Below are 25745 nucleotides of genomic sequence, written 5' to 3' on the forward strand. Positions count from 1 at the left end.
CGATTTAGAGCCAAAATACTATTAGCAATCAAGTATAAGAAGGTTGGTTTACATCTGGGCTGAATTAAAAAAAGGTGAATGAAATTGAAAATCCAATTTCATTCACCCCAACATTTGACACAGAGCCTTTTTTGTCATTTCACAATCTTCTCCATTGAAAGAAATAGTGCGCCACTTGTCGTCGGAAGCATTCGTTATTTCTGAAAATCAATACCAATAAACAAACGAGAACATACGTCAAAATATGACATACGTTCTCGCTTCAGTTGATTTTCTATAATACTTAATTGAACATTTTCTTTTCAAAACGATTAATATCTACATCTGCTCCAATAACAATTAAAATATCGCCTTCGTGAATCGGCTCATCTGGTGATGGTGATACATTAATTTCATTGCCACGTTTAATCGCAACAATGTTAATGCCGTAACGGACACGAATATCTAAATCAATAATCGAATGCCCCGCTAATAAATGATTCGCTTTGATCTCCATAATTGAATGTTCATCCGATAGTTCTAAATAATCCAAGACATTATTAGACATCATATTATTGGCAATTCGAATACCCATATCACGCTCAGGGTGAACAACATGATCCGCACCGATTTTACGAAGTACTTTTTCATGATAATCATTTTGCGCTTTTACAGTGATTTTTTGAACACCGATTTCTTTTAACATTAGCGTCGTTAAAATACTCGATTGAATATCATCACCGATTGCGACAATTACATGGTCGAAATTTCGAATGCCTAATTGTTTAAGAACGGTTTCGTCTGTCGTATCTGCCATTACTGCTTGCGTCGCAATTTGAGAAAACTCATTTACTCGCTCTGCAAATTTGTCGATTGCCATAACATCTGCACCTTGGTGTACTAATTCATTTACTATACTTCCACCGAAACGACCTAGGCCGATGACAACGAATTCTTTTTTCATTCAAAACTCCTCCGATTCTTACTGTTTCATCCACTTACTCCTATTCTATCAAAAAATCTCAAAACCTCAATATATACAGCAAAAGAGACTGCCATGTCAAAGCAGTCTCTCTTTCATATTTTATAGGAGTCGTTTATTAGCAGGCTTCGTTGGTGGGGCGTAGCCCACAAAAAATTCGTAGTTTATTGCTTATTCATTATGATCGCAAGTACCCATACATTTTTCACATTCATAAAGAGTTGATTCAACTTGCTCTTTAATGATTGTACCGCACTCGCGACATAGTTTTTGGTCAGCTTGATTATTTTGGTTTTGCATGTAGATCTCCTCCAATGTGTTTTTTTATGCTAGTTTTTTATAACTAGAAGTCGTTAAAAATTCTTCAAAATCATCTTGTAAAATTAAGTTTTTAAAGATTTCTGACGCTTCACTTACTTTACTCGCTGAGTATTGCTCAGCTCCGAAAGCTTCCTCTAACTTGCTCAGCTCGTCTATTAAAATCTCATTAAATAATTCAACTGTAATATCTGTGCCATCAATTAATTTGCCATCTTTATGACGAATCCATTGCCAAATTTGCGTACGTGAAATTTCTGCAGTTGCCGCATCTTCCATTAAATGATTGATCGGTGCTGCCCCATTTCCACGTAGCCATGATGCGATGTACTGCACGCCAACGCTACAATTCACACGTAAACCGTCTTCCGTAATTGATCCAATCGGAACTTCTAATAAGTCAGCCGATGTCACATTCACATCTTCTCGTTTTTTATGAATTTGGTTTGGAGTTGGCATATGCTCATCAAACTGTTCTAGTGCAACAGCTACTAAATCTGGATGTGCAACCCAAGTACCATCATGCCCGTCCATCGCTTCCCTACGCTTATCATCACGTACTTTTTGGAAAGCCGCTTCATTCGCCTCAACATCATTTTTAATTGGAATTTGTGCTGCCATGCCGCCCATTGCTGGAGCATTTCGCTTATGACAAGTTTTGATGCAGAGTGTCGAATACGCTTTCATAAATGGCGATGTCATCGTTACTTGACCACGGTCTGGTAAAATGACATCCCCCTTATTGCGCAGTCGTTTAATATAGCTGAAAATATAATCCCAACGCCCACAATTCAGACCCGCTGAATGGTCCCGTAGTTCATATAAAATTTCATCCATTTGGAAAGCTGCTGGTATTGTCTCAATCAACACTGTTGCTTTAATCGTCCCTTGAGGAATATTTAAAGCATCTTGTGCAAAAATGAATACATCATTCCATAGGCGCGCTTCTAAATAACTTTCAAGCTTTGGTAAATAAAAGTATGGTCCAGTCCCTACATCAAGTGCTGCTTTCGCATTATGGAAGAAATATAAGCCAAAGTCGAAGAAACTTCCAGACACTTGATCGCCGTCAATTTCCACATGTTTTTCATTCATGTGTAAACCACGAGGACGAACTAATAAAGTAGCTGTTTCCTCATTTAATTGATACTTCTTACCATTTGAAGGATTTTCAAATGAGATGGTTTTAGCGATTGCATCTCGCATATTTCTTTGACCTTCAATCATATTTGCCCAAGTTGGCGAAGTGGCATCTTCAAAACAAGCCATGAACATTTTAGCACCAGAATTCAACGCATTGATGACCATTTTACGATCGACAGGACCTGTTATTTCAACACGACGATCTTGCAAATCTTCCGGTAAAGGTGCAATTGTCCAATCACCTGCACGAACTACCGCAGTTTCTTCTAAGAAATCTAGCGTACCTCCATGATCCAATTCATGTTGGCGCTGTTGACGTGCTTCCAAAAGTTCTAATCGTCGTTCATTAAATTTCTGATGTAATGTGGCGATGAATTGCAAAGCATCTGACGTTAAAATGTCTTTTGTCGTCGCATTTTGCTCGCCTAAAATTTTGATTGTAGCAGAAGTTTGTTGCATTCCATTCCTCACCCTTCTTATAGGATTAGAGCTGTAGTTGTAAGCGATTTACTAGGAAATCTCTACAGCTCCCCTACTATTTAAATGAATTGTGCCGTTTCAGTTGAACCTTTCATTGCTGTTGTAGAAGAAGTTCCGCCTGAAATAACCTGTGACACTTCATCAAAATAACCTGTACCTACTTCACGTTGGTGTTTCGTAGCTGTGTAACCGATTGACTCATCTGCAAATTCTTCTTGTTGCAGTTTCGAGTAAGCAACCATACCGTGATCACGGTAGTCATTCGCTAGTTTGAACATGCTGTGGTTTAATGCATGGAATCCAGCTAATGTTACGAATTGGAATTTATAACCCATTTTACCTAACTCAACTTGGTATTGAGCAATTGTTTCTTGATCAAGATTCGCTTCCCAGTTGAATGAAGGTGAGCAGTTGTATGCTAGCATTTTCCCTGGGAATTTAGCATGAATAGCATCCGCGAATTTACGTGCTTCATCTAATGATGGTTTTGACGTTTCACACCATACTAAGTCAGCGTATGGAGCGTATGCTAATCCACGAGCAATCGCTTGATCGATACCTGGGCGAGATTTGAAGAATCCTTCTGGTGTACGCTCACCTGTTAGGAATTCTGCATCTGCTGGATCGATGTCTGAAGTAACCATATCTGCTGCATCTGCATCTGTACGAGCGATAATAATTGTATCTACACCTTGTACATCTGCTGCTAAGCGAGCTGCGATTAAGTTACGAATGGCATTTTGTGTAGGAAGTAGAACTTTACCACCTAAGTGACCACATTTTTTCTCTGAAGCTAGTTGATCTTCTAAGTGAATACCAGCCGCTCCTGCTTCTACCATTCCTTTGATCAGTTCGAATACGTTTAGAGGACCACCGAAACCTGCTTCGGCATCTGCTACGATTGGCGCGAACCAGTCAAATCCATCGTTGCGACCTTCAGCATGATCGATTTGATCCGCACGTTGTAAAGCTTGGTTAATTCGTTTTACTACTTGGGGAACTGAATTTGCTGGGTATAAAGATTGGTCGGGATACATTTGACCTGAAATATTCGCATCCGCTGCTACTTGCCATCCACTTAAGTAGATTGCTTGTAAACCCGCTTTTACTTGTTGCATCGCTTGGTTACCTGTTAAAGCACCCAACGCATTGATGAAATCTTCTTCGTGTAAAGATTTCCAAAGTCGAGCTGCCCCTCTTTTTGCAAGTGTATGTTCGATTTCGATTGAGCCACGTAACTTGAATACTTCTTCAGCGCTATATGGTCGCTCAATTCCTAACCAACGTCCGTCTTGAGCCCATTTTTGTTCTAAAGCTTGAATTTGTTTTTGTGTCATTTCCATCCATCTCCCTTAGCATAATTAGTAGTAGTAAAAACGATAACAAAACTGTATATTAGATAAATAAAGTATGAATCTTCCAGTTAGTTGTTGCATAACAGCTATCGTTGTTATAAACTACTGTATAACAACAGATGATAATTGTATTGATTTTTGGATGAAAAGGTATTTTTCTAGGACAGAACAAGCTATTTAGCGATGAATTCACTTGAAATCTAGGAGGATGAGTAATCAATGGAGTCAATTTACAGTAATTTAGGCAATGATGTTATAGTACAGTACGCTTCTCTATTAAATGATTGGATGCCACATGACGCGACAATCGCCATCGCATTAGAAAGTGATTATATTTATTATGACCATAAAATTATCGATATCGGTATTCGAGATGGACATAAAGTTGTTGAATCAAGCATTGCACATGCCGTATATGAAAGCGCTCGCAAAATTGAAAAAGTTATTCATAGTCCTTTTAATGACACAGACTATCGCGGTATTGGTTATCCGATTACGATTCAAGATAAAAAAGGCGCATTAATCGTGATCCTGCCAACAATGAATTCTGTATCACCGAAAACACTTCAATTTGTGACAGGCCGAAATGAAGATGAGTGGCAGCCCATTCCAATAGAAGAAGTATCATTTTTCGAAAGCTTAAATAAGAAAAATTGGTGTTACCAACAGCAGCAGCCTTATCAAATATCATTGACGATGAAAGACTTAGCTTGCAGACTTCCAGAGAACTTCATCCGAATTCATCGCTCTTACATCATCAATATTCGGAATATTTCTAAAATAACACGTGATTTCGCTTCTAATTTATGCATCATCATGAAGTGTGGCCAACAACTTCCCGTATCCCAATCCTATGTTGCGAATGTCCGTAAAACACTTGAATTTTAATAGCGATCGTTCGTGAATCTGTGCCAGTATTGGTGCAGATTTTTTTATTTGATGTCGAAAATTATAACTCTCTGAACTTCTAACTATTTATTATTGAAGAAATTCAGTAAAAAAGGTTGAATTTTTTCATAGACTTTGTAATAATAAGTATCGTTTGAGTAAACTTTAAGTTTACTTTAACAACTACTTAATCAGTTTTAACAAAACAAGAAGTTTACTTTAACTAAACTTCATCGAGGAGCAGGATTATGCAAATCGGCAAGAAGATCAAACGCTTACGTCTAAGGAAGGAACTCACACAAGAGGAGTTAGGCGAAAGAACAGATTTAACAAAGGGTTATATCTCTCAATTAGAGCGTGACCTGAATTCCCCTTCCATTGAAACTTTATTCAATTTATTAGAAGTTCTCGGCTCAACGCCGAAAGAATTTTTCGATGATGACATTGACGACCAAAAAGTTGTCTACACGCCAGAGGATCAAACGATTTATACAGATGAAGAAAAACGTTATAAAATCCAATGGCTCATCCCTACTTCAAATGAAAAAGAGATTGAACCAGTCGTTTTAACATTCGAGGAACACGGGGAGTTCAAACAATTTGAACCATCCCCCTCTGAAACTTTTATTTACGTACTGGAAGGTTGCATTCGCATTCAATTAGGAAAAGACGAGTTCACTGCTACTGCGGGGAACGCTGCTTATTTCGAAGCAACTGATTCACACCAAATCTTTAATACATTTGCAGGGAGAACCCAACTACTATTAGTCGCAACAGAATCATATTTGTAGCTTAGGAGGCCCAGCACCATGTCAGAAAATACGATTATTTCCTTTGAAAATGTGTCGAAATCATACAGTGATGGCACACAGGTATTGAAGGATGTCAGCTTTGAGCTTGAAAGAGGTAAGTTTTATACACTATTAGGTCCATCTGGTTGTGGTAAAACGACCATTTTACGATTAATAGCAGGTTTTATGGAACCAACTGAAGGAGATATTTTCTTCAATGGTAAGAAGATCAATAAAGTACCTGCCAATGAACGACAAGTAAATACGGTCTTTCAAGACTATGCATTATTTCCACATTTAAACGTTTTTGAAAACGTCGCTTTCGGTTTACGCATCCAAAAAGTTGCGGAAGCAGAAATTAAACAACGCGTTGAAGAAGCATTGAAATTCGTCAATCTAGCTGGATATGGCGTGCGAGAAATTCCAGAAATGTCTGGCGGTCAACGTCAACGTGTCGCAATTGCTCGTGCCATCGTCAATGATCCAGAAATCATTCTTCTAGATGAACCATTATCAGCACTAGATTTAAAACTACGTACTGAAATGCAATACGAATTACGTGAGCTTCAACAACGACTAGGTAAAACATTCATCTTCGTAACGCATGACCAAGAGGAAGCGTTAGCGATGAGTGATGAAATCTTCGTTTTAAATGAAGGAAATATTCAACAAAGTGGTACACCGGTAGATATTTATGATGAACCAATCAACCGTTTCGTTGCGGATTTCATTGGAGAATCGAATATTATTTCTGGAATTATGGTGCGTGACTTTGTCGTGAGCATGAACGGACAAGAGTTCGAATGTGTCGACCAAGGTCTAAATCCAAATGAAAAAGTAGACGTTGTTGTACGTCCTGAAGATTTAGAATTAACTTCTGTTGAAAAAGGCAAACTTGTCGTAACAGTAGATTCTCAATTATTCCGTGGCGTTCACTACGAGCTTTCAACTTATGATGAAGCTGGTAACGAGTGGCTTGTACACTCATTGAAGCAAGCAGATGTTGGTGCAAAAATCGGCTTAGACTTTGATCCAGAAGCAATTCACATCATGCGTTTAAATGAAACGGAAGAAGATTTCGATAAACGTCTTGAATCATACGGAGCAGAATCTGATGAAAAATAAGGGTAGTGTATTTTCACTCATCCCCTATTATGCTTGGATTATTCTGTTCGTTATTGCACCTATTTTATTAGTTGGCTACTATTCTTTACTTGATTTAGATGGTAATTTCACATTCGCTAACTATAAACAGTTCTTCACAAGCGTCTATTTAAAAATGACATTAAGTTCATTCTGGTACGCATTCCTGATTACTGTATTTTCACTATTAATTTCATATCCAGCCGCTTATTTAATTACGCGACTAAAACATAAAAACTTATGGCTAATCCTAATCATCATTCCATCTTGGATTAACTTATTATTAAAAACATATGCATTTATCGGGATTTTCGGTAACAAAGGTCCAATCAATGCATTTTTCGAAAAAATCGGCCTCGGCAATCAGCAAATCTTATTCACAGATTTCAGTTTCATTTTCGTATCGGTTTATATTTTCATTCCGTTTATGATTTTACCGATTTTCAACTCATTAGATAAATTGAATCCAGCTCTTATGGATGCCGCAAAAGATTTAGGTGCATCACGCATTACAACATTCCGTCGTGTCATTATTCCAATGACGATGAATGGTATTAAAGCAGGGATTCAAGCTGTATTCATTCCTGCCCTTTCTCTGTTCATGATTACACGCCTAATCGCAGGGAACAAAGTGATTACATTAGGTACAGCGATCGAACAACAATTCCTCGTAACACAAAACTGGGGAATGGGTTCAACAATTGCGGTATTCCTAATCATCATTATGTTCATTATCATGTTCTTAACAGGTTCTAAAGAGAAAGGAGATGCGCAATATGGAAAGAATAAGTAAAGGTGCTAAATTTTATTTAGCCTTCGTCATGATCATTTTATATGCACCGATTTTCTTCCTAATCTTCTACTCATTCAATAGTGGAGATTCAATGGTGAACTTCGAATCATTTACATTAGATCATTACAAAGCTGTATTTGAAGATGATCGCCTTTTAATCATTCTTATTAATACGATTATTGTCGCGCTTCTTTCGGCATTATTTTCTACAATTATCGGTACGCTTGGTGCCATTGGGATTGCGTCAATGCGCAACCGTAAATTACGTAACACGATGCTTTCTATGAATAATGTATTAATCGTAAGTCCTGATGTTATCATCGGTGCTTCATTCTTAATCCTATTCACGATGGTCGGCATCAAACTTGGCTTCACATCTGTATTACTTGGACATATTGCATTCAGTATTCCAATTGTTGTCATTATGGTGTTGCCAAAACTGCAGGAAATGAATAATTCTTTAATCGACGCCGCTAGAGATCTTGGTGCTTCGAAACGTGATATTTTAACACGCGTTATCATCCCTTATATTAAACCAGGGATTTTCGCCGGTTTCTTCATGGCACTAACTTACTCACTTGATGATTTCGCAGTAACATTCTTCGTCACTGGGAACGGATTCAGTACGCTGTCAGTTGAGATTTATTCAATGGCTCGCGCAGGTGTGTCATTAACGGTCAATGCGATTTCAGGTTTAGTATTCTTTGTAACGATTATTCTCGTACTAGGCTATCACTTCATCTCAATCCGTAAAACGAAAGTGGGGGTGCGTAAATAATGAAATCACTCATCCGAATTACAGTTGCTTTACTCGCTGTATGTGCTTTACTTTTCTATACTGCACATGCATTGAACAAGTCATCGGGCGGTTCAAATAAAAAAGTGCTTACCGTTTATAACTGGGGTGAATACATCGACCCTTCTCTACTGAAAAAATTTGAGAAAGAAACCGGTATTCATGTTGTATACGAAACATTTGACTCGAATGAAGCGATGATGACGAAGATTGAACAAGGCGGTACGAATTATGACATCGCTGTTCCTTCAGAATATACAATCGAGCAAATGAAAGAAAAACATCTATTATTAAAAATTGATCATAAAAAAATCCCGAATTTAGAAAACATCGATGATGACTTTTTAGATTTACCATTCGACTTGAAAAATGAATATTCGATTCCGTATTTCTGGGGTACTGTAGGTATTGTTTACAACCCGAAATTACTTGGAAAAGGATATGATTTCGACAAATGGGATGATTTATGGGATCCTTCTCTAAAAGGCAAAGTTGTCTTAGTCGACAGCGCTCGTGAAGTAATGGGTGTTGGTCTAAATAGTATGGGCAAATCATTGAACTCGATTAAAACGAACGAATTAAAAGCAGCTACTGATAAACTGATCAAAATGGCTCCAAACGTCAAAGCCATTATCGGTGATGAAGTAACACAATTAATGATCAATGAAGATGCGATGGTTGCCTTAACTTGGTCTGGTCAAGCAGCAGATATGATGTCTGAAAATGAATCATTAACTTACTCTGTACCGAGCGAAGGTTCTAACTTATGGTTCGATAATATGGTCATTCCGAAAACATCTAAAAATGTGGATGTAGCACATGAGTTTATTAACTTCATGTTAGATCCAAAAAATGCAGCTCAAAACGCGGATTATGTTGGCTACTCTACTCCGAATAAAGCCGCATTAAAACTTTTAGATCCAGAAATGGTCAATGATGAACGTTACTATCCATCGAAAGAAACACGTGAAAATCTTCATGTGTATAAAAACCTTGGTTTAGAAAAAATCGGCGAATACAATGAATTCTTCTTAAAATTCAAAATGTCGATCCGCTAAACGCCTAAAACAGTTTCAAGCATTTTATCGCTTGAAACTGTTTTTTCTATTCCAAGAAACATAAATCTTGATAATGTAGTTGAGAATCTCTATTATTTAGATAGACGAAACAGTTAGATAGAGGAGACTTTCAATGGAAAAGAAATTTAAATTCGCATTATTGATCTTAATGTTCAATATGTTTATATCGATGAGCGGAATCGGCTTAATAATTCCCATCATGCCTCAATATTTAAAAACCTTTGGTGGTGAAGGAGCAGTTTTAGGCTTCTTAATTGCCAGTATCGCCCTTGCTCAATTTATTTTCTCACCTTTGGCAGGTACGATGTCCGATCGACTTGGACGAAAAAACCTCATTATTTTTGGCTTAGTAATGAATGGTGTCTTTATGATTTTATTCGGTATGGCCACTCATCTATTTGAACTATACATATTCCGCTTCCTTACAGGCGTCGGCTCTGCGTTCATTATTACTCCTGTGATGGCTTACGTAGCTGATATTACGACTGGCAAGCAACGCGGGAAAGCTATGGGGCAAATTGGTGCATCCATCTCACTAGGCTTTATGATTGGTCCAGGGATCGGTGGTTTATTATCCAATGTCAATCTTCACTTCCCATTCTATGCAGCTGGAGGCGCAGCAATTTTCGCAGCAATTCTTACTTTATTCTTCCTCCCTGCAACAAAACCGGTACTAAAAGATAAAGCAAAAGGTATAGGCAGTGGGAATGTCATTAAAGATATGCGCACTTCCTTTAAAACACCCTACTTTGTTCTATTATTAGTTGTCTTCATTTTCACTTTCGGCATCGCCAATTTCCAAGCATCGCTGTCGATGTTCCTAACATACAAATTCCAATTTACACCGAATAATATTGCGATCATTTTAACGGTCGGTGGATTCGTAGGAGTTATTATTCAATCATTATTCTTAGATAAGATTTTCAAGCGATTTGGCGAAATGCGCGTCATTCTTTTCAGCTTAATAATCGCAGGAATCTTCAGTATTTGTATGATTTACATTTCTGGATTCTTCTTAATTTTAGTTGTCGCTACTATTTTCCAAACAGCTACAACTGTCATACGCCCTGCAGTTAATACACTTATTTCTTACACAGCTGGCAAAGAACAAGGATTTGCTTCTGGTATGAATAACGCCTATATGTCTTTAGGGAATATGATCGGTCCAGCAATCGCAGGAACATTATTCGATTGGAATATGTCCGCTCCATTTTACGTAGGGGCAACTGTATTAATCTTCAGTTTCTTCCTCACTTATTTATGGCAAAAACGAACTACAACATCTTTTAAAAGTATAGACGACTAACTAATTAAGCGAACCCTATTTCAATGATGAAATAAGGCTCGCTTTTTTTTGCATTTTGAATTGTCAAATTAAACGCAACGCCTTGCCAAAGAAGAGTTCATAAGGTGTTTTCCAACCTAAGCACTTACGTGGACGTTTATTTAGTTTCTCCATACAGGTTTCAATATAATCTTTTGTGCATGAGTTCATATCTTCTGTCTTCGGAAAGTATTCTCGAAGCAGGCCATTTGTATTTTCATCTGTTCCTCGTTGCCATGGGGCGTGTGGATCAGCGAAGTAAAATGGGATTTTATCTAACTGCTCTGTCACTTCTCGATGCTTTGAAAATTCTTTCCCACGGTCTGGTGTAATGGATTTTCGTTTATTTTTTGGCAAGGCAGACAATAATTGAATGATTGAATCACGAACATGCATAGATTTCTTTTTCTCGATTTTCTCCACTATTAAATAACGTGTTTTTCGGTCAGTAAGCGTTGCCAAACAAGTCTTCCCTGTTTTACCAGCTACCGTATCAGCTTCCCAGTGACCAATTGTTGAACGATTATTCGCTGCGATTGCTCTTTCATGAATCGTATGCGTTACTGAAATTTTCCCACGCTTTTCGAGATGATTTTTGGTATGACGTGTTTTTCCTTTGTGTCGTAGTTTTCGAATAGCCCCACGGTGTCCACGACTTAAGTTTGCTTCATTAAAATCGCCTCGGTAAATTGCACGATAAATCGTATTAAAACTAATTCTATAAGCTGATTTCTCGAACTTAATTCGAGATGCAATCTGTTCAGGTGACCACTGCTTGTTTAAAAATAGTTTTTTAACAAGCGCTTTTAATTCAGGGTTCTTTAACAGAAGCTTTCTTCCACAATTGGATTTTCTTTTTGTGTTGCACTTAAAGTGTATATTCAAGATTAAAAGAATGCTTGCGGTACTTGTCAGTGGAATGCATTCGTTAACTAAAAAAAGGAGCTTCCTCATCAATGAGAAGCTCCTCTAAAACTATTTATTTCATATTCACGCGAATATTTTTCGTTGCAATCCATAAACATAGTACGGTAATGATTACGTAAAATGAAATATGTGTCACCCATAATGGTAAATCCATTGAAGTTACAGTTAATGCTGATTCACTTACTTCAGGATAAATGACTGAAGCCATATGAATAAGTGGATTGATTGCCATAAAGAAATATGAGAATGGTTTTTGTCCACCTAACTCACTTCCATCAAATCCCGTTTGGACACTTAATGTGACAAAGACGAAAAATGCTGTCATGACCGTTAAAAAGAGCATGATGCCATACGTCGTAATCATCGCTACAATCGTTTTACGAATCAACGTAGACATTAGAATACCGATACTCGCTAAAGCGATCAGAATGACGATCATATATGCATACGTTAATACAAAATCGCTCGGAGAAATTCCACCGAATAAAAAGACAACACTGGAAATTGGCATACCTGCTAAAAGCAATAATAGTAAATAACTAATTGAAGAAGTTAGTTTACCAAAAATGATTTGCCATGACGTTTGAGATGTCGTTAATAATATATTCAATGTTTGCTTCTCACGTTCTGTGCTGATTGCACCGGCAGTCAATCCAGGTGTCATAAATAGGACGAGACTCAGCTGCACGAACGTCAACATCGTAAATAAGACGACATTCATTTCAGGGCCAATGAATCCCTTCCCTTTAAAATCCGTTACGACTAGGAAGAAACCAACTGTGAATACAAGCAAAGTCAGCAAATAGAAAATGATTGCTGAGAAACTTTTAAAGGAGCGGAAACGGAGCTTTAATTCCTTTTTAAGTACAGGATTTTGAAGTCGCACCATTTAATCCTCTCCTTTCGTAATTGCCATGAATACATCTTCTAAATCTTTCTTCTGTTCCGCAAAGCCAACGATCGGCAAATCTTGCTGCAAAGCTTCTTTTAACAATGCATGCATCGCCTGTTCATCGCCATCAAATTGAATTGTCATAACTTGACCTTCTATTTCTGCCTTCAATTGTTTACTTTCTAAAAATGCCATTGTCGTTTGAGTATCCGCATTTTCAAGTAATGTCATATGAAGTGTTTTCTCTTGCGATAATTGTTTTTGAATCGCTTTAATATCACCATGTGCGATTAACTTCCCTTGATCAATGACACCAATCTCATCACACATTTCCGCAAGTTCAGGTAAAATATGCGAGGAAATTAATATCGTCTTTCCTACTTCTTTCAAAGCATGAAGTACATCGCGCATTTCAACTCTTGCACGAGGATCTAATCCAGAGGCTGGTTCATCTAGAATCAATACTTCAGGATCATGCATTAATGTTCGAGCTAAACATAATCGCTGCTTCATACCTCTTGATAAATCATCGACATATTCTCTTTTCTTATCCGTTAAATTCACAAGTTCCAACACTTTCGGAATTTGTTTTTGAATATCCGCATCGCTCATACCGTAACTTGAAGCGAAGAATTCTAAATACTCATCTGCTTTTAACTGATCATATACACCGAAGAAATCGGGCATGTAACCAATCTTTCTTCGTACTTCAGCAGAATTTTTTCGAATGCTTTTTCCATCGATCAATGCGTCACCTTCGTCAGGTGCTAATAACGTTGCCAAAATACTGAATGTCGTAGATTTACCTGCGCCATTCGCCCCGACAAATCCGAATACTACACCGGAATTCACCGTTAAATCTAAATGATCTAAAGCGACAAAACTACCGTATTTCTTCGTTAATCCTTTAATCTCTATCATATTATTTACTCGCCCCTTTCAGTTGGAGCATCGGTTTTCTCATGGTTGGATCATCCACAGAATTTCTTTCCAAGTGGAATAATAAAGAACCATTTTGTGAAATATAATTTTCAATATTTTTCGTAATCACCGTTTGTTTTTTCTCTAATTTTTCATACTTACTATCTTTGAAATTATAAACTTTCATTTTAGTTGTGCTTGTAGGTGTATATCTAAATTGAAGCGAAGCCCATTTTACATCGTCTACAGGGAATTTAGTCGGTAATGCGTAACTAATTTCATATCTACCTTCATCAACCATCCAGCCATATGATTCATCCATAATGTCTGCATAGCCTGAACCCGTTAAGTCCGTAATTCCTGGTTGTAAACTTTGATCTTGTACAGTAAATGGCCCATCAATTTTCAACTCTTGGTCAAAATCTTGAATAATTAAGTTTTGATTACTTTGCGCCACCTTAAGCCCATCGTATCTAAGTGGGATGATTTCTTCGTCACTCCAGCCCGCAACAATTGGTTGATCGCCTGAGATTAAATTATTCAATGCCGCCTGTTTAATCGTTTCTTTTTGATACTTACTTAATTCTTCTTTTTCACTTGGTTTGAATAGATCATCTGATGGTTTGGCTAAAGCTTTTGCTAAAAACTGCTCTTTCACTTTTTGATTCACTTTGACAGTTTCGCCTTTTTTAATGTTTCCAACTTTATACTTTTTATAACCAGACCAAATCTCTACATCATGTAAATCCTGTGCCAAGTTATTTTTGATTGTGCCTTTTAATACGCCCTTTTGGATACCAATTTGAATATCCATTTTTCCAAATGAAGCATCAGAATATTTACCTGCAATCGAAGTAACACCCCAATATCTCGTATCTAAAATATTTAAAGTATTATTTTCTTTACCTTCTTCTAATACAGCTGTTTTGCCAACTTCAGTTACTTTACTAAAGTTTTTCATTTGCGTCATATAAACTGATTTTGGTGCTTCGATTTTTAAATCATCCGATGTATTCGTTAAGACAGATTGCGTAAAGTAAGCATCCGCTTGATGATCCGTAATTTGAACAATTGAAGAAAGTTGCGCCTTCGATTGCGTCAAACGACCTTTCGAACTAATCGCAAAAATCGTAATTGCAGTCAATGCTGCACCGATTGGAATAATCCACCACGCATACTCGCGTTTATCTTTACGTTTTAAAACGAAGTAAAGTAAGGGGCCAATAATTAAAATATAGAGGAAAATAATTGCCGATAACGTAGCGATTGAGAAGTGGAACGCAGGGAATGCTTTCGTGCCATCTCCAAGTTGTGAAAATGAATTTCCGTACATCGTTTCATCTTGCATCGCAATTTGATCGAAAACTTTATTCATAATTTCTGTAACAACTTCTTGATTATTCTGTACTGACTGGAAGCTACTTTGAACAATTGCCCCTTTACCAATCATCTTTTTGGCAATTAAAGTTGTTTCTTTATCACCAATGACCGTTTTCGCCTTTTCTGTTAATGCATTATTATTCAGCGTTAAATCGAATTTCAATTGTTCCGTTCTAAATAATTTATTCGCTTCTTGATTCGATATTTTTTTAGTTTCTTTTGCAATTTTCAAAGGTTTATATTGTTCGATCTTCTTCGGAACAAAATGATCACCTTCAATATATAGAGTACCACCAGCATATAACCAACCAACTAACGCTTGTTGCTGTTCTTCTGACCAAGTTTTAAGCACATCACTTTGAACCATCATTAAAGAGATGGCATCATATGCTTTTGAGTCAGTCGGTGCTTCAAATCCTTCAAGATTTTTGTAGACCATTTGCTCATCATCCGCTACCGCAGACTTAATGGGATCTACTTTTTTCTTCGGAAAGTCCAAACTAAAAACAGCTAATTGTCCTTCATCTAATTTCGAGGATGGCACTTCTCCATTTCCTGTATAACTTAGCTTTTTACCCGATTTAGAATCTCCTTCATAAATCGTTAATCTATTGTCGCCTTCCGCCTCAGCATATTCATCCAATAAAAAATGAACTTTTTTGGATTCACCGGTTTTCAGCGTTAATTTCTGTGTAATGGCATTTCCACCGACAACATCGAATGCTGCGTTAATTGATACCGTTCCATTAAAGTCGCTACCGTTGTTTGTAATATCAAATGTGACTGGTAGGGCTTTTCCGGCTTTTTGAATATCTTCTAACCCTGTTTGGACATTCACATCTAATTGTGGTGCTGCTTTTGCATTGATTCCAAATAATGTTGATACAATACAAAATGTCATGATATAAAGTGCGAATGTCAGTTTTCTATTCATGTAAATTACCTCCTTCTAATCTCAAATGTAACGTATTCATTTCCATTAAGTTCCCAATACTATTATGCTATATTTTCCCTTCCCATGCAAAAATAACAAAAAATAACTTCTCCAACACCTACTTATTATATTTTTCCCGAAAATGAATAAATGAGCCCACCGTACATACAATTGATGTACAGGGACTCATAGATTATTTTTTAGAATTCAAATTCACTTATTTTTCGAATAGTCGTATAAACATTCAGCGTGTTTTTGAACAATTTCTACGAAAGCTTCAACTTGTCGTAATTCAAAACTTGAATCATAACCGATCAACCAAGTATCTCGAGTCAATTCAAATTTTTCTTCATCATTTGTCAATGTGATGCGATTGACATCTTCTTCTCCCGTTAATGTAATAGAAGGAAGGATCGCATAGCCAATTCCGTTCATCGCCATCTGTTTACACGTTTCGATTTGATCGACGGTAATTTGGTGCTTTGGAGGGGATGAGAAATGTCTTTGCCACCATTGCTGAATTTCTTGGTAATAATTCGAGTCACTTTTAAATTGGATAAAAGGGCGTTCCGTTTCAAAAACTTCTTCAATCGACTTCATTTCCTTATCAACTAAATATAGAGTATCGCGGAATAAATGTTTCTTATGACCTTTCCAATCCGAGTGACCACGTACGATTCCAATATGTGCTTCTCCATCATATAAGGCGCGCACGATTTCAGAAGACCAACCAGTTATTAGCGAAATCTTCGCATCTGGATACTCCTTTACGAAATCTTTCAGTACTTGCGGTAGCCAAGTATGCCCAACAATTGATGCACAGGCAATTTTGAGCGTGCCATGAACTTTTGAATTCAGAGATTGCAATTGCTCGAAAACTTCCTCACGTCTGTTTGCCATTTCATTTGAATATTGAATGACTAATTCGCCTGCTGGAGTGGCTGTAAGACCTTTTTGAGAGCGAAGGAATAATTGTGCTCCCCAGTCTTTTTCGATTGATTGGAGCCTTTGTGAAAGTGCTGGTTGTGAAAGAAATAAACGTTCTGCTGCTTTTCGCATATTTCCTTCTTCAGCAAGTATTTTTATTATTTGAGCTTCTGATGTCGTCATGACAATTCCTCCCGTTACGAAAATTTCCCACAAAAAAGACAAACAGCAATTCCCTGCTATTTGCCCCATTTAAATGTACGGAATATTAATTTTTTTTTGATTGATAGACATGTTTTTTTAATTGTTTCAAAATAACACGTCGCGTCATAATACCAACAAAAGTTCCTTCATCATCTATAACACATAGAAAAGCGTGGTTAATTACTAAATCTAAAGCTCTTTTAAATGTATCGTTTATATTTAATGTTGCAATATCAGGATCCATTATTTCCGTAACTTTTGAATCTTCTAGCTTCTCATATTCAATTCTTTCAAGACCTAGAATAGAATCCATGATCATGCGGATACTAATCAATCCATGGAAATGATACGTCGAGTCTAGTACGGGAATCGAAGAATAACCTGTTTTTGTTAAGACTAATAAAGCGTGTTCTGCGTTATTCCCTAGCTGCACATGGGCAACTTTTTCTGCAGGAATAATAAAATCATGAATGGGCATATCTAATAATTCTTTGCTGTTCATGGAAATCATAGAATTCTACTCCTTTTCTATTTAAAAAATAGAGTACGTCATGTCGGTTTTATCATAACATAAATCAGATTCATAATTCTATGCAGAACATTTTGTATTTAAGACCTATTTTTTCTAGAACGGGTGTGAATTTAACCACTGACCGCCATCTAATGTGACACATTCACCATTCATATATTTTGCCTTATCCGATAAAATAAATGCCGCTAAGTCCGCAATTTCCTCTGGCTCACCTAAACGATGTAACGGTACTGATTTTAAAGTACGTTTCGCTGCTTCTTCAGATTCCCACAGTTTTTCAGCTCCGCCAGTTCGATCGATTGGTCCTGGAGCAATTGCGTTCACTCGAATACCGTAGCTACTTCCCCACTCTACTGCCAATGTTCTCGTCATCGAAAGCACCCCAGCTTTTGCAGCTGCTGAATGAATAACGCCTGCTCCCGCCTGCCATGCATATGTTGCGACCATATTTAAAATAGCCCCTTTAATTTGATGTTCAATCCAATATTTGCCGACAGCTTGTGAACAATAAAATGTACCGTTAAGAACGATGTCAATTACAGACTTCCATCCATTTGGAGATAATTCCTCTGCTCGAACTATAAAGTTACCTGCTGCATTATTTACTAAGCTCGTAATTATGCCAAATTTTTCATGTGTGAATTGCACCATCGCATCCACATGCTCTACATTTCTGACATCCATTTGGAATACTTCTACTTGTCCTTTAGCAGTCTGCAGTAACTCCTTCTGTGCATTATGTAGACGTTCTAAATCTCGACCCGTAATGACGACATTCGCACCTTGATCCGCAAAATTTTTCGCCATATATTTCCCCATACCATTTGATCCACCAGTAACAATCACAACTTTATTTTCTAACATTCTCTCATCCCCTTTTATAAAATGAATAGTCATTCATTATTCGATTTCTATTTTACCATATATTTCTATACAATGAAAATGAGAGCTATTTCCTCGCATATAAAAATCCGAAAAGCTGACATTTTGCAGTTGTCGACTTCTCGGATTTCATTAATTTAATTTATTTAAATATTGATTTTCAATAACTTCAAAAGGAACAGGTCTACTGAAAAGGAAGCCCTGTGCTTTTTCACAATTTTCACCTTTTAAAATCGATACATGTTCCAAACGTTCAACGCCTTCAGCAATGACAGTTAACCCTAGACTATGCGCTAAATGGATAATTGTTTTTGCGATGGCTTGGTTACGCTGATCACAATCCATTTCTTGAATGAAAGATTTATCAATTTTAATTATATCAATCGGATAGCTTTTAATATAACTTAATGACGAATATCCTGTTCCGAAATCATCAATCGAAATAATCATATTCATCTCTTTTAATTCCGATAAAGTAATCATCGTTTTATCAACATCCATCATTGAACTTTCCGTTATTTCTAATTCCAACATAGACGGTTCAAGTGAATGACGCTCAATTAAATCCTTCATCTTCTCGATGAAATTTTCTTCTTTAAATTGCAATGGTGAGATATTCACAGCGATGCGGAGATGAAGCCACTCTCTTTTTTTCCACTCACTTAAAATTTTCGCAACTTCCTCCAACACCCAATCGCCAATCATTACAATAATTCCCGATTCTTCAGCAATTGGAATAAATTTCACAGGTGACACATCGCCAAATTTAGGATTCGACCATCTTAAAAGTGCTTCAAATGATTCGACATTGCCAGTAGATAAGTCAATTTGAGGTTGGAAATGCAGATGTAGTTCATTTTTTTCGATCGCTCTTCTTAAATGACTCTCCATCAATGCATCATGACGATAGGATTCTTCCATACTCGGTTCGTAATAACATAGTTTTTGACCATATACCATCGAAAAATAGACAGCTTGCATCGCTTGTTGCAGCATAGATTCTAATTCGATGGCTTCCTCCTGCTGCATTGTCACACCAATCGAATAGTCACAATCCAAGTCAATTTCTGAAGTTGTAAATGGCTGTAAAAACATCTTATTTATTTTTTCTGAAATAGCTATTATTTTTTCATCGGTCGCATTTTGAACCATAATAATGAATTCATCACCGTTCAAGCGATATAAATAATTTTCTGCAGATTCAATTGTTTTAAGCCTTTGAGTAATCGCACATAAAATCTCATCACCAATATTCGTACCATAACTCTCATTAATTCTTTTAAAGCGCAATACATCCACTAGTAGAATCGCCAAATTATTACGATTTCTTTGAGCAATTCGACTTTCCTCTAAAAAGTGTTCATTTAACGCCTGCTTATTCCAAATCCCCGTTAATTGATCATAGTAATGCAATGAAAACATTTTTTGATTTTCAATAAATGTTTGTTCTAAATGTCGCCAAATACAATGAAATTCAACGATTTCCGAGTCGACAATAATCGGTGTTATACGCAAATAAATTCTAAAAGTTTGCCCATCGATTGTTTTAACTGTTGCATCATAAAATTCTTCCAGTTCCTTTGTTTCATTCAGTCTTTTTAAAACTTCTAAAATAGAAGAAGAATTTACGGACGTAATAATATTTTCAATGGATGCGCTAATAAACTTTTGTTTTCGATAACCTAAACTACCAATTGTCGCTCGATTTCCATAAAGAATTTCACCATCAATCGCAAGACAGATTAGCGGCTCAATTTGATGTTGTTCACTAGAACCTAAATCATATTGTTCTGTTAAATCAATGGCGAGTAAATATAATTCTTGTAGTTCATCTATTTCTTTCAGAATCATAGTCGTGATTATTTTTTCCGACATACTTTTAGGTGTAAATTGAATTGTTGCTTTCTTATTTTCATTCAGCGATTGTATAATCGACTGCCAGTTTGAAGGAGTGAAGTAGGTTTCTGCTCGTTCATTTTTTGAGAAATCACCAAAATACTCCGTCGCTAAATTACTAGCAAATTGGACTTCGAAATAAGTTGGATGCTTTTTCAATAAAAAGAAACAATAATAATCGCCTAAATTATTCAATTGTTTTACGGCATACTTCCATTGATCATTCGTAAGCGGTGAATTTTCCATAGACGTCCCTCCCTGCTAGCCTTTTCATCTATACTATAGCATTTCGAACAAATATAATATCATTTGTTGTATAAAATTTTGTATACTTTTTTAATAATTATATTCTTTTTACAAAAATGACATTATTCTACTATCAAATTAATGACGTAAATCAAAATATATTACTCAACTTTTCCCCGAATTCATATACTATAATCAAAAAAGGTTATTTTTTATTTTTATTTTTTCTTTCTCTTAAAAACAAGGTTTCACTTACCATTGAGAGAAAAGAACTATTTTACTTGCATATCTTTTTGCGTAAATACAAATGATTCAGTTGTTGTCATATCAAAAAAACATTATATTTCCCGAATAATCGTCCACTAACACTTTACATTTTACGTCAAATATTCAACAACCACATTAACGTATAATTATACATTAATTATTGATTAATTGTATATGGGGAATCTTTATACAAACGCTTTTATTCGCTCCTGCCATCAGCTTTTCACTAAAATTACAAAGGATTAGTATTTAATAATAGTTTCGATTTTCCACAAAAAAACAGCGCAAACGATCATCCTGTTTGCACTGCATAAAGTTGAATCTATTCTTCGTCACTCAATACATGATTTACTTCTTTTGCAAGAATGACTTGGCTATCAATAATCTTACTGTTTTTCGATCTTTTTTTGTAATGGTATTCACCATCAGAATTTGCTACACGCGCTTTACTATTATCACTTAACTGCAATTTCATAATATGCATAATTCTCTTCTTAATGCCTGTATCAAAAATCGGGAATAATATTTCAACACGTTTAATCATATTTCTCGTCATCATATCTGCTGAAGATAGGAAGATTTTATTTTCTCCATTTTGGTGGAACCAATAAATACGAGAATGTTCTAAAAACTGACCTACAATGCTGACAACCGTAATATTTTCACTAACGCCTTTAATACCAGGTTTTAAACAGCAAATTCCTCGAATAATCAAATTCACTTTCACGCCAGCAATAGAAGCTTCATATAATTTCATAATAAGATCTTTATCCGTTAATGAATTCATCTTCGCATAGATTGCGCCATTATTATGTTGTTTATGAAATTCAATTTCTGCATCGATTAAGCGAATGAATTCTTCGCGAATATCATATGGTGATACGACTAAATGGTGATAGTTCGGCTTTTCCGTATAACCACTCAAATAATTAAAGAAGTTCGTCGCATCGATTCCGATTTTTTTCTTCGTCGTAATAATGCCCATATCCGTATAGATTTTAGCTGTCGCATCATTATAATTCCCTGTACCAAGATGGATGAATCGCTCAATTCTGCCATGTTTTTTTCGAACAACTAATGTGATTTTCGAATGTGTTTTTAAATTATGCATGCCATAAATAACGAGGCACCCTGCTTGTTCCAACTCTTTCGCCCAATGCACATTATTCTCCTCGTCGAAACGAGCTTTTAGTTCCACTAATACCGTTACTTGCTTACCGTTTTCAGCAGCAAGTTTCAACGCTTTTATGACAGGCGAATTGCCGCTCACTCGGTATAGCGTTTGCTTAATCGCTAGCACAGTCGGATCTTCAGCCGCTTCTCGAACGAAATCAACGATCGGTATGAATGATTCAAATGGATGGTGGAAAAATAAATCCTGCTTCAGCGCCTTCGTAAATAAATCTTCCTCCGACGTTAAATCGCTAGGTGGTTGAGGAATAAAACTCTCGTATTGTAAATCCTCTCGGAATTCGCCAACATTTTTACAAAATCCAAATAAAAAGGTTAAATCAATTGGCCCTGCAATATCAACAACTTGTGCATCCCAATCATCAATTTCCTTCATTAAGAAGTTCAGCACATTATCTTGCATTTCACCTTTACGGACTTCTACTCTTGAAACCGCACCCCACTTACGTTTTTTCAATTCTTTTTCAATTTCTGTTAATAAATCACGCGCGCCTTCTTCATGAATCGTTAAATCGGCATTACGTGTTAATCTAAATGATTGGACTGATTTCACAGAGAACCCTTTAAATAGTACGTCGATATTCGCCATAATTATATCTTCAATCATGACACATTCGATTTTATCATTTTCCTTTGGTAGTTTAATAAATCTTTGAAGTACAGCCGGAACTTGTACAATCGCCACTTTCTTTTGGAATTCCGCTTCCGCATTTTTATCTTCCAACATGACTAACAAATTATGTGATTTACTTAATAATGTCGGGAATGGTCGGTATGCATCTACCGCGATTGGCGTTAAAACTGGGAAAATAATTTCTTCAAAGTATTCTTTAACAAATTGATTTTGCTCTTCATTTAAGTCTTTTAAATCATGGATATAGACATTTTCTTTCGGTAATAGCACTTTTGTTAACTTTTCGTATACAGCCATTTGTCGATTTACTAATTCAGTCGTTTTTTCTTCAATCGCAGCGAGCTGTTCCTTAGGTGTTAAACCGGCTTTATTCTCTGGCTTCGTGAATCCCGCCCTTACTTGATCTTGTAATCCGGCTACACGCACCATGAAAAATTCATCTAAATTTGAACTAAAGATCGCAATAAACTTCAGTCTTTCTAATAACGGATTTCTTTCGTCTTCCGCTTCTTGTAAAACTCGTTCATTAAATGCTAACCAACTTAACTCGCGGTTATTATAATATTTCGGTAATGCGATTTCCTTATATTGTTCTTCCATAATTTAAATTCCCCCTAAATGAAATGTAGTACAATTTCTTTTCTCAACACTCTTTCAAAATGTTTCTTCTGCCTATTCGCTTGATATTCTTCGGCTAGAGGATATCCATTCGTCAAAATCGTGAAATGAATACGTTCTTCCGCTTCATCATAATCAAGTTGAACATCATAAATGACACTACGTTTTGAAGCATCTAATGAATAAGTGAATTTTAATAATGAGGCTAATCTGATTAGTACTTGAATCTCTTCTTTAGAAAACCAATCTTCAAAAGGCTCTAAATAATGATAAAATGAATCTTTATTTTTATAGGATGCCATCAACGCTAAACGTAGGCGCTCCTTATGATTTAAGCCATTAATGGAGCGATTGGATAACAGGTAAAATGTATGTTGGCTCGCTGAATCAGGTTCTAAGTATTCCCCAATTAGAAACACTTCTGCTCCTTGCTTTAATAAAGCGATATCACCTTCCGCAAATGTCCATATTTTCTCCAAACAAAGTTTCCGATAGAGTAATTCGGATAATCGACCATGATGAAGTATATTTTCTTTCGCCTTTCCAAACTCTGAAGCTAAATAAGCTGCGCTCGACATAAAGACATCTTCTCGATTAAATGCATCGGGATATTCCTTTAATAAATCTGACATGACGAGTCCTTCACGTAGCCCTTTTCGACTGAACTGGAATTTCCTGCTGCCGACGACATGCATTAATGCACTGAATACTTCACAAACAGGTGCGATAATATCTGCACGATCACTCGATAATCCATCCAATTTTTTTAATTCTTGAAATGTCATTCCAGCAATTTCATCATTAATTTCTAAAAAATCATCATAGGACATTCGATATTGATGAACACCTGTTAGTGGATAATTTTTTCGGCTTTGATCGAGCTTCGCCATATTCCGCGCGCTTCCCCCAATGCCAACTACTGGCACATTGGCGTTTTTCAACCACTCGATTTCAGAAAACTGCTTTTCCGCAAAATCAAAAACTGCGAGATGTTCTTTTCGAGATAGAGTTTGCTCATGCATAAATTGTTTTTTCAATGATACGGATCCAAATGGTAAGCTAATCGAATGCTTCAATTCTTTATTTTCAAATAAAGTTATTTCCGTGCTTCCGCCGCCCATATCAATAGTAATTGCAGAAGGCGTTGAAATCGTATGCGCTACCGCAAAATAGCCATAGTATGCTTCCTCTTCTTCTGAAAGTAGTTCAATTTCGATGCCGACTATTTCCTTCATGCGAAGGATTATTTCTTCTCCATTTTTAGCTTGTCGAATTGACGCAGTCGCTACTGTTCTGACATTATCAATGCCATAATCTACTAACATTTCCTTGAATGATTTCAATAGATTTTGAAGTAATTGAATGCCTTCTTCTACTAAAATTCCATCATCATTTATATAATTTCTTAACCTTGCGACAGCTTTTATATTTTCAAGTTCTTTTAATCCACTTTTCGTTGAATATTGATAAATTACTAAGCGAATTGTATTTGAACCAATATCAATAATTGCTGATTTTTGCACTGCCATATGCATCACTTCCTTTATTTATTCATTTTACCTATACAATAACGGGATTCCTTGATATGATTGTAGAATATTTATAAATCCGAATGGTCTGAATATTCAAGGAACATATATATTTTTAATCATATTAAAATGAAAGGTGGCTTTTTATGTCTGAACAATATAGCGTAGAAATTCTTGCTCAAGCTATTTATGCAGTGAATAAACATGCGAAAACAGCACCTGATAACAGAGAATTATATTCTTTAAAAAAACGTGCTTTACAAAAACTAATCGTTGAGAAAAAAGCGAAGAAAATCGGTCTTCATTTCGTTGATCGCCCACAGTATAGTCAGCAGCAATCTTCCGTGTTAATTTCATGTGCTGATTATTATTTTCATACACTTCCTCAAAAAGAAGACTTCAAAGCGCTTCCTCATTTAGGTAAATTAGATGCGCATTATCGAAATCCAATTCGACATATGGGTTTGAAAAAAGCAAAAGAGATTTTAACACTATTTTTAGGTGACCCTAAACCACCTCTGAAGAAACCCATCAAAAAACCTATCGCAAATCAGAATAAAAAGAAGCCATTTTTACATACTTCCAGTTATTTCTACGGACATTAATTCAAAAAAAGTTGTCATTCCAAGGCCATACAACGCCACGATCAAGTTTGTGCTATTCACTTTGAATAACCTACATGACTGCGTTGTTG

General features: G+C 36.3%; 21 protein-coding genes and 1 pseudogene. 8 read left to right on the plus strand and 14 right to left on the minus strand.

Annotated elements, in window-relative coordinates:
- Window positions 1-283: 283 nt before the first annotated feature.
- The 4 genes from DF281_RS09205 to aceA all read right to left on the minus strand — a co-directional run bounded on the left by DF281_RS09205 (window position 284) and on the right by aceA (window position 4239).
- Window positions 284-943, minus strand: coding sequence for a potassium channel family protein (locus DF281_RS09205; protein ID WP_109349964.1), 660 nt, complete (start codon window positions 941-943; stop codon window positions 284-286).
- Window positions 944-1132: 189 nt separating this feature from the next.
- Complete coding sequence (locus DF281_RS14830; RefSeq protein ID WP_197721260.1) at window positions 1133-1261, minus strand: YhfH family protein; 129 nt, start codon at window positions 1259-1261, stop codon at window positions 1133-1135.
- A gap of 24 nt (window positions 1262-1285) precedes the next feature.
- Window positions 1286-2881, minus strand: coding sequence for a malate synthase A (aceB, locus tag DF281_RS09210; protein WP_109349965.1), 1596 nt, complete (start codon window positions 2879-2881; stop codon window positions 1286-1288).
- Window positions 2882-2961: 80 nt separating this feature from the next.
- Entirely contained in the window at window positions 2962-4239 is a 1278-nt protein-coding gene (aceA, locus tag DF281_RS09215) for an isocitrate lyase (RefSeq protein WP_109349966.1), read from the minus strand.
- A gap of 237 nt (window positions 4240-4476) precedes the next feature.
- Here aceA and DF281_RS09220 point away from each other — a divergent pair, with 237 nt between their 5' ends.
- The 7 genes from DF281_RS09220 to DF281_RS09250 all read left to right on the plus strand — a co-directional run bounded on the left by DF281_RS09220 (window position 4477) and on the right by DF281_RS09250 (window position 11053).
- The gene (locus tag DF281_RS09220; protein WP_109349967.1) at window positions 4477-5145 is read left to right on the plus strand and encodes a LytR/AlgR family response regulator transcription factor; all 669 of its coding nucleotides are present in this window, start codon (window positions 4477-4479) and stop codon (window positions 5143-5145) included.
- Between the two features lie 248 nt (window positions 5146-5393).
- Entirely contained in the window at window positions 5394-5936 is a 543-nt protein-coding gene (locus tag DF281_RS09225; protein WP_109349968.1) for a helix-turn-helix domain-containing protein, read from the plus strand.
- Between the two features lie 18 nt (window positions 5937-5954).
- Entirely contained in the window at window positions 5955-7061 is a 1107-nt protein-coding gene (locus tag DF281_RS09230; protein ID WP_109349969.1) for an ABC transporter ATP-binding protein, read from the plus strand.
- A complete protein-coding gene (locus tag DF281_RS09235; protein ID WP_109349970.1) occupies window positions 7051-7872 on the plus strand; it encodes an ABC transporter permease in 822 nt (273 codons plus the stop codon). Before DF281_RS09230 ends, DF281_RS09235 begins: the two co-directional genes overlap by 11 nt.
- On the plus strand, window positions 7856-8650 hold the full coding sequence (locus DF281_RS09240) for an ABC transporter permease (protein ID WP_109349971.1): 795 nt from the start codon (window positions 7856-7858) through the stop codon (window positions 8648-8650). Before DF281_RS09235 ends, DF281_RS09240 begins: the two co-directional genes overlap by 17 nt.
- Window positions 8650-9726 (plus strand): ABC transporter substrate-binding protein, encoded by a 1077-nt coding sequence (locus DF281_RS09245; RefSeq protein ID WP_109349972.1) that lies wholly within the window; start codon window positions 8650-8652, stop codon window positions 9724-9726. Before DF281_RS09240 ends, DF281_RS09245 begins: the two co-directional genes overlap by 1 nt.
- A gap of 133 nt (window positions 9727-9859) precedes the next feature.
- Window positions 9860-11053: an MFS transporter gene (locus tag DF281_RS09250; protein ID WP_109349973.1), complete on the plus strand. Its 1194-nt coding sequence runs from the start codon at window positions 9860-9862 to the stop codon at window positions 11051-11053.
- A gap of 63 nt (window positions 11054-11116) precedes the next feature.
- Here the strand turns inward: DF281_RS09250 and DF281_RS09255 are convergent.
- From DF281_RS09255 to DF281_RS09300, 10 genes and pseudogenes are all read right to left on the minus strand, one after another.
- A pseudogene (locus DF281_RS09255) lies at window positions 11117-11932 on the minus strand (IS30 family transposase); the annotation flags it as partial.
- A 118-nt stretch (window positions 11933-12050) separates the two neighbouring features.
- A complete protein-coding gene (locus DF281_RS09260) occupies window positions 12051-12887 on the minus strand; it encodes an ABC transporter permease (RefSeq protein WP_109349975.1) in 837 nt (278 codons plus the stop codon).
- Window positions 12888-13811 (minus strand): ABC transporter ATP-binding protein, encoded by a 924-nt coding sequence (locus tag DF281_RS09265; RefSeq protein WP_109349976.1) that lies wholly within the window; start codon window positions 13809-13811, stop codon window positions 12888-12890. It abuts the gene before it with no gap.
- Between the two features lies 1 nt (window position 13812).
- Window positions 13813-16125, minus strand: a complete 2313-nt coding sequence (locus tag DF281_RS09270) for a hypothetical protein (protein WP_109349977.1) — start codon at window positions 16123-16125, stop codon at window positions 13813-13815.
- A gap of 213 nt (window positions 16126-16338) precedes the next feature.
- Window positions 16339-17235 carry a LysR family transcriptional regulator gene (locus DF281_RS09275; protein ID WP_109349978.1) on the minus strand — a complete coding sequence of 299 codons (897 nt, stop codon included), beginning with the start codon at window positions 17233-17235 and terminating at the stop codon, window positions 16339-16341.
- Window positions 17236-17320: 85 nt separating this feature from the next.
- Window positions 17321-17767: a cyclic-di-AMP-binding protein CbpB gene (cbpB, locus tag DF281_RS09280; RefSeq protein ID WP_109349979.1), complete on the minus strand. Its 447-nt coding sequence runs from the start codon at window positions 17765-17767 to the stop codon at window positions 17321-17323.
- Between the two features lie 114 nt (window positions 17768-17881).
- Window positions 17882-18652: a 2,4-dienoyl-CoA reductase gene (gene fadH / locus DF281_RS09285; RefSeq protein WP_109349980.1), complete on the minus strand. Its 771-nt coding sequence runs from the start codon at window positions 18650-18652 to the stop codon at window positions 17882-17884.
- A gap of 150 nt (window positions 18653-18802) precedes the next feature.
- Complete coding sequence (locus DF281_RS09290; RefSeq protein WP_109349981.1) at window positions 18803-20812, minus strand: sensor domain-containing protein; 2010 nt, start codon at window positions 20810-20812, stop codon at window positions 18803-18805.
- 589 nt (window positions 20813-21401) lie between these two features.
- Window positions 21402-23504 carry an RNA degradosome polyphosphate kinase gene (locus DF281_RS09295; protein ID WP_109349982.1) on the minus strand — a complete coding sequence of 701 codons (2103 nt, stop codon included), beginning with the start codon at window positions 23502-23504 and terminating at the stop codon, window positions 21402-21404.
- A 14-nt stretch (window positions 23505-23518) separates the two neighbouring features.
- Window positions 23519-25051: a Ppx/GppA phosphatase family protein gene (locus DF281_RS09300; protein WP_109349983.1), complete on the minus strand. Its 1533-nt coding sequence runs from the start codon at window positions 25049-25051 to the stop codon at window positions 23519-23521.
- 146 nt (window positions 25052-25197) lie between these two features.
- Between DF281_RS09300 and DF281_RS09305 the strand changes: the two genes are divergently transcribed.
- Window positions 25198-25656, plus strand: coding sequence for a YkyB family protein (locus DF281_RS09305; protein ID WP_109349984.1), 459 nt, complete (start codon window positions 25198-25200; stop codon window positions 25654-25656).
- The last annotated feature ends 89 nt before the right edge of the window (window positions 25657-25745 follow it).

Origin of the sequence: Kurthia zopfii, from assembly GCF_003143955.1 — a bacterium.
GTDB classification, from domain to species: domain Bacteria; phylum Bacillota; class Bacilli; order Bacillales_A; family Planococcaceae; genus Kurthia; species Kurthia zopfii.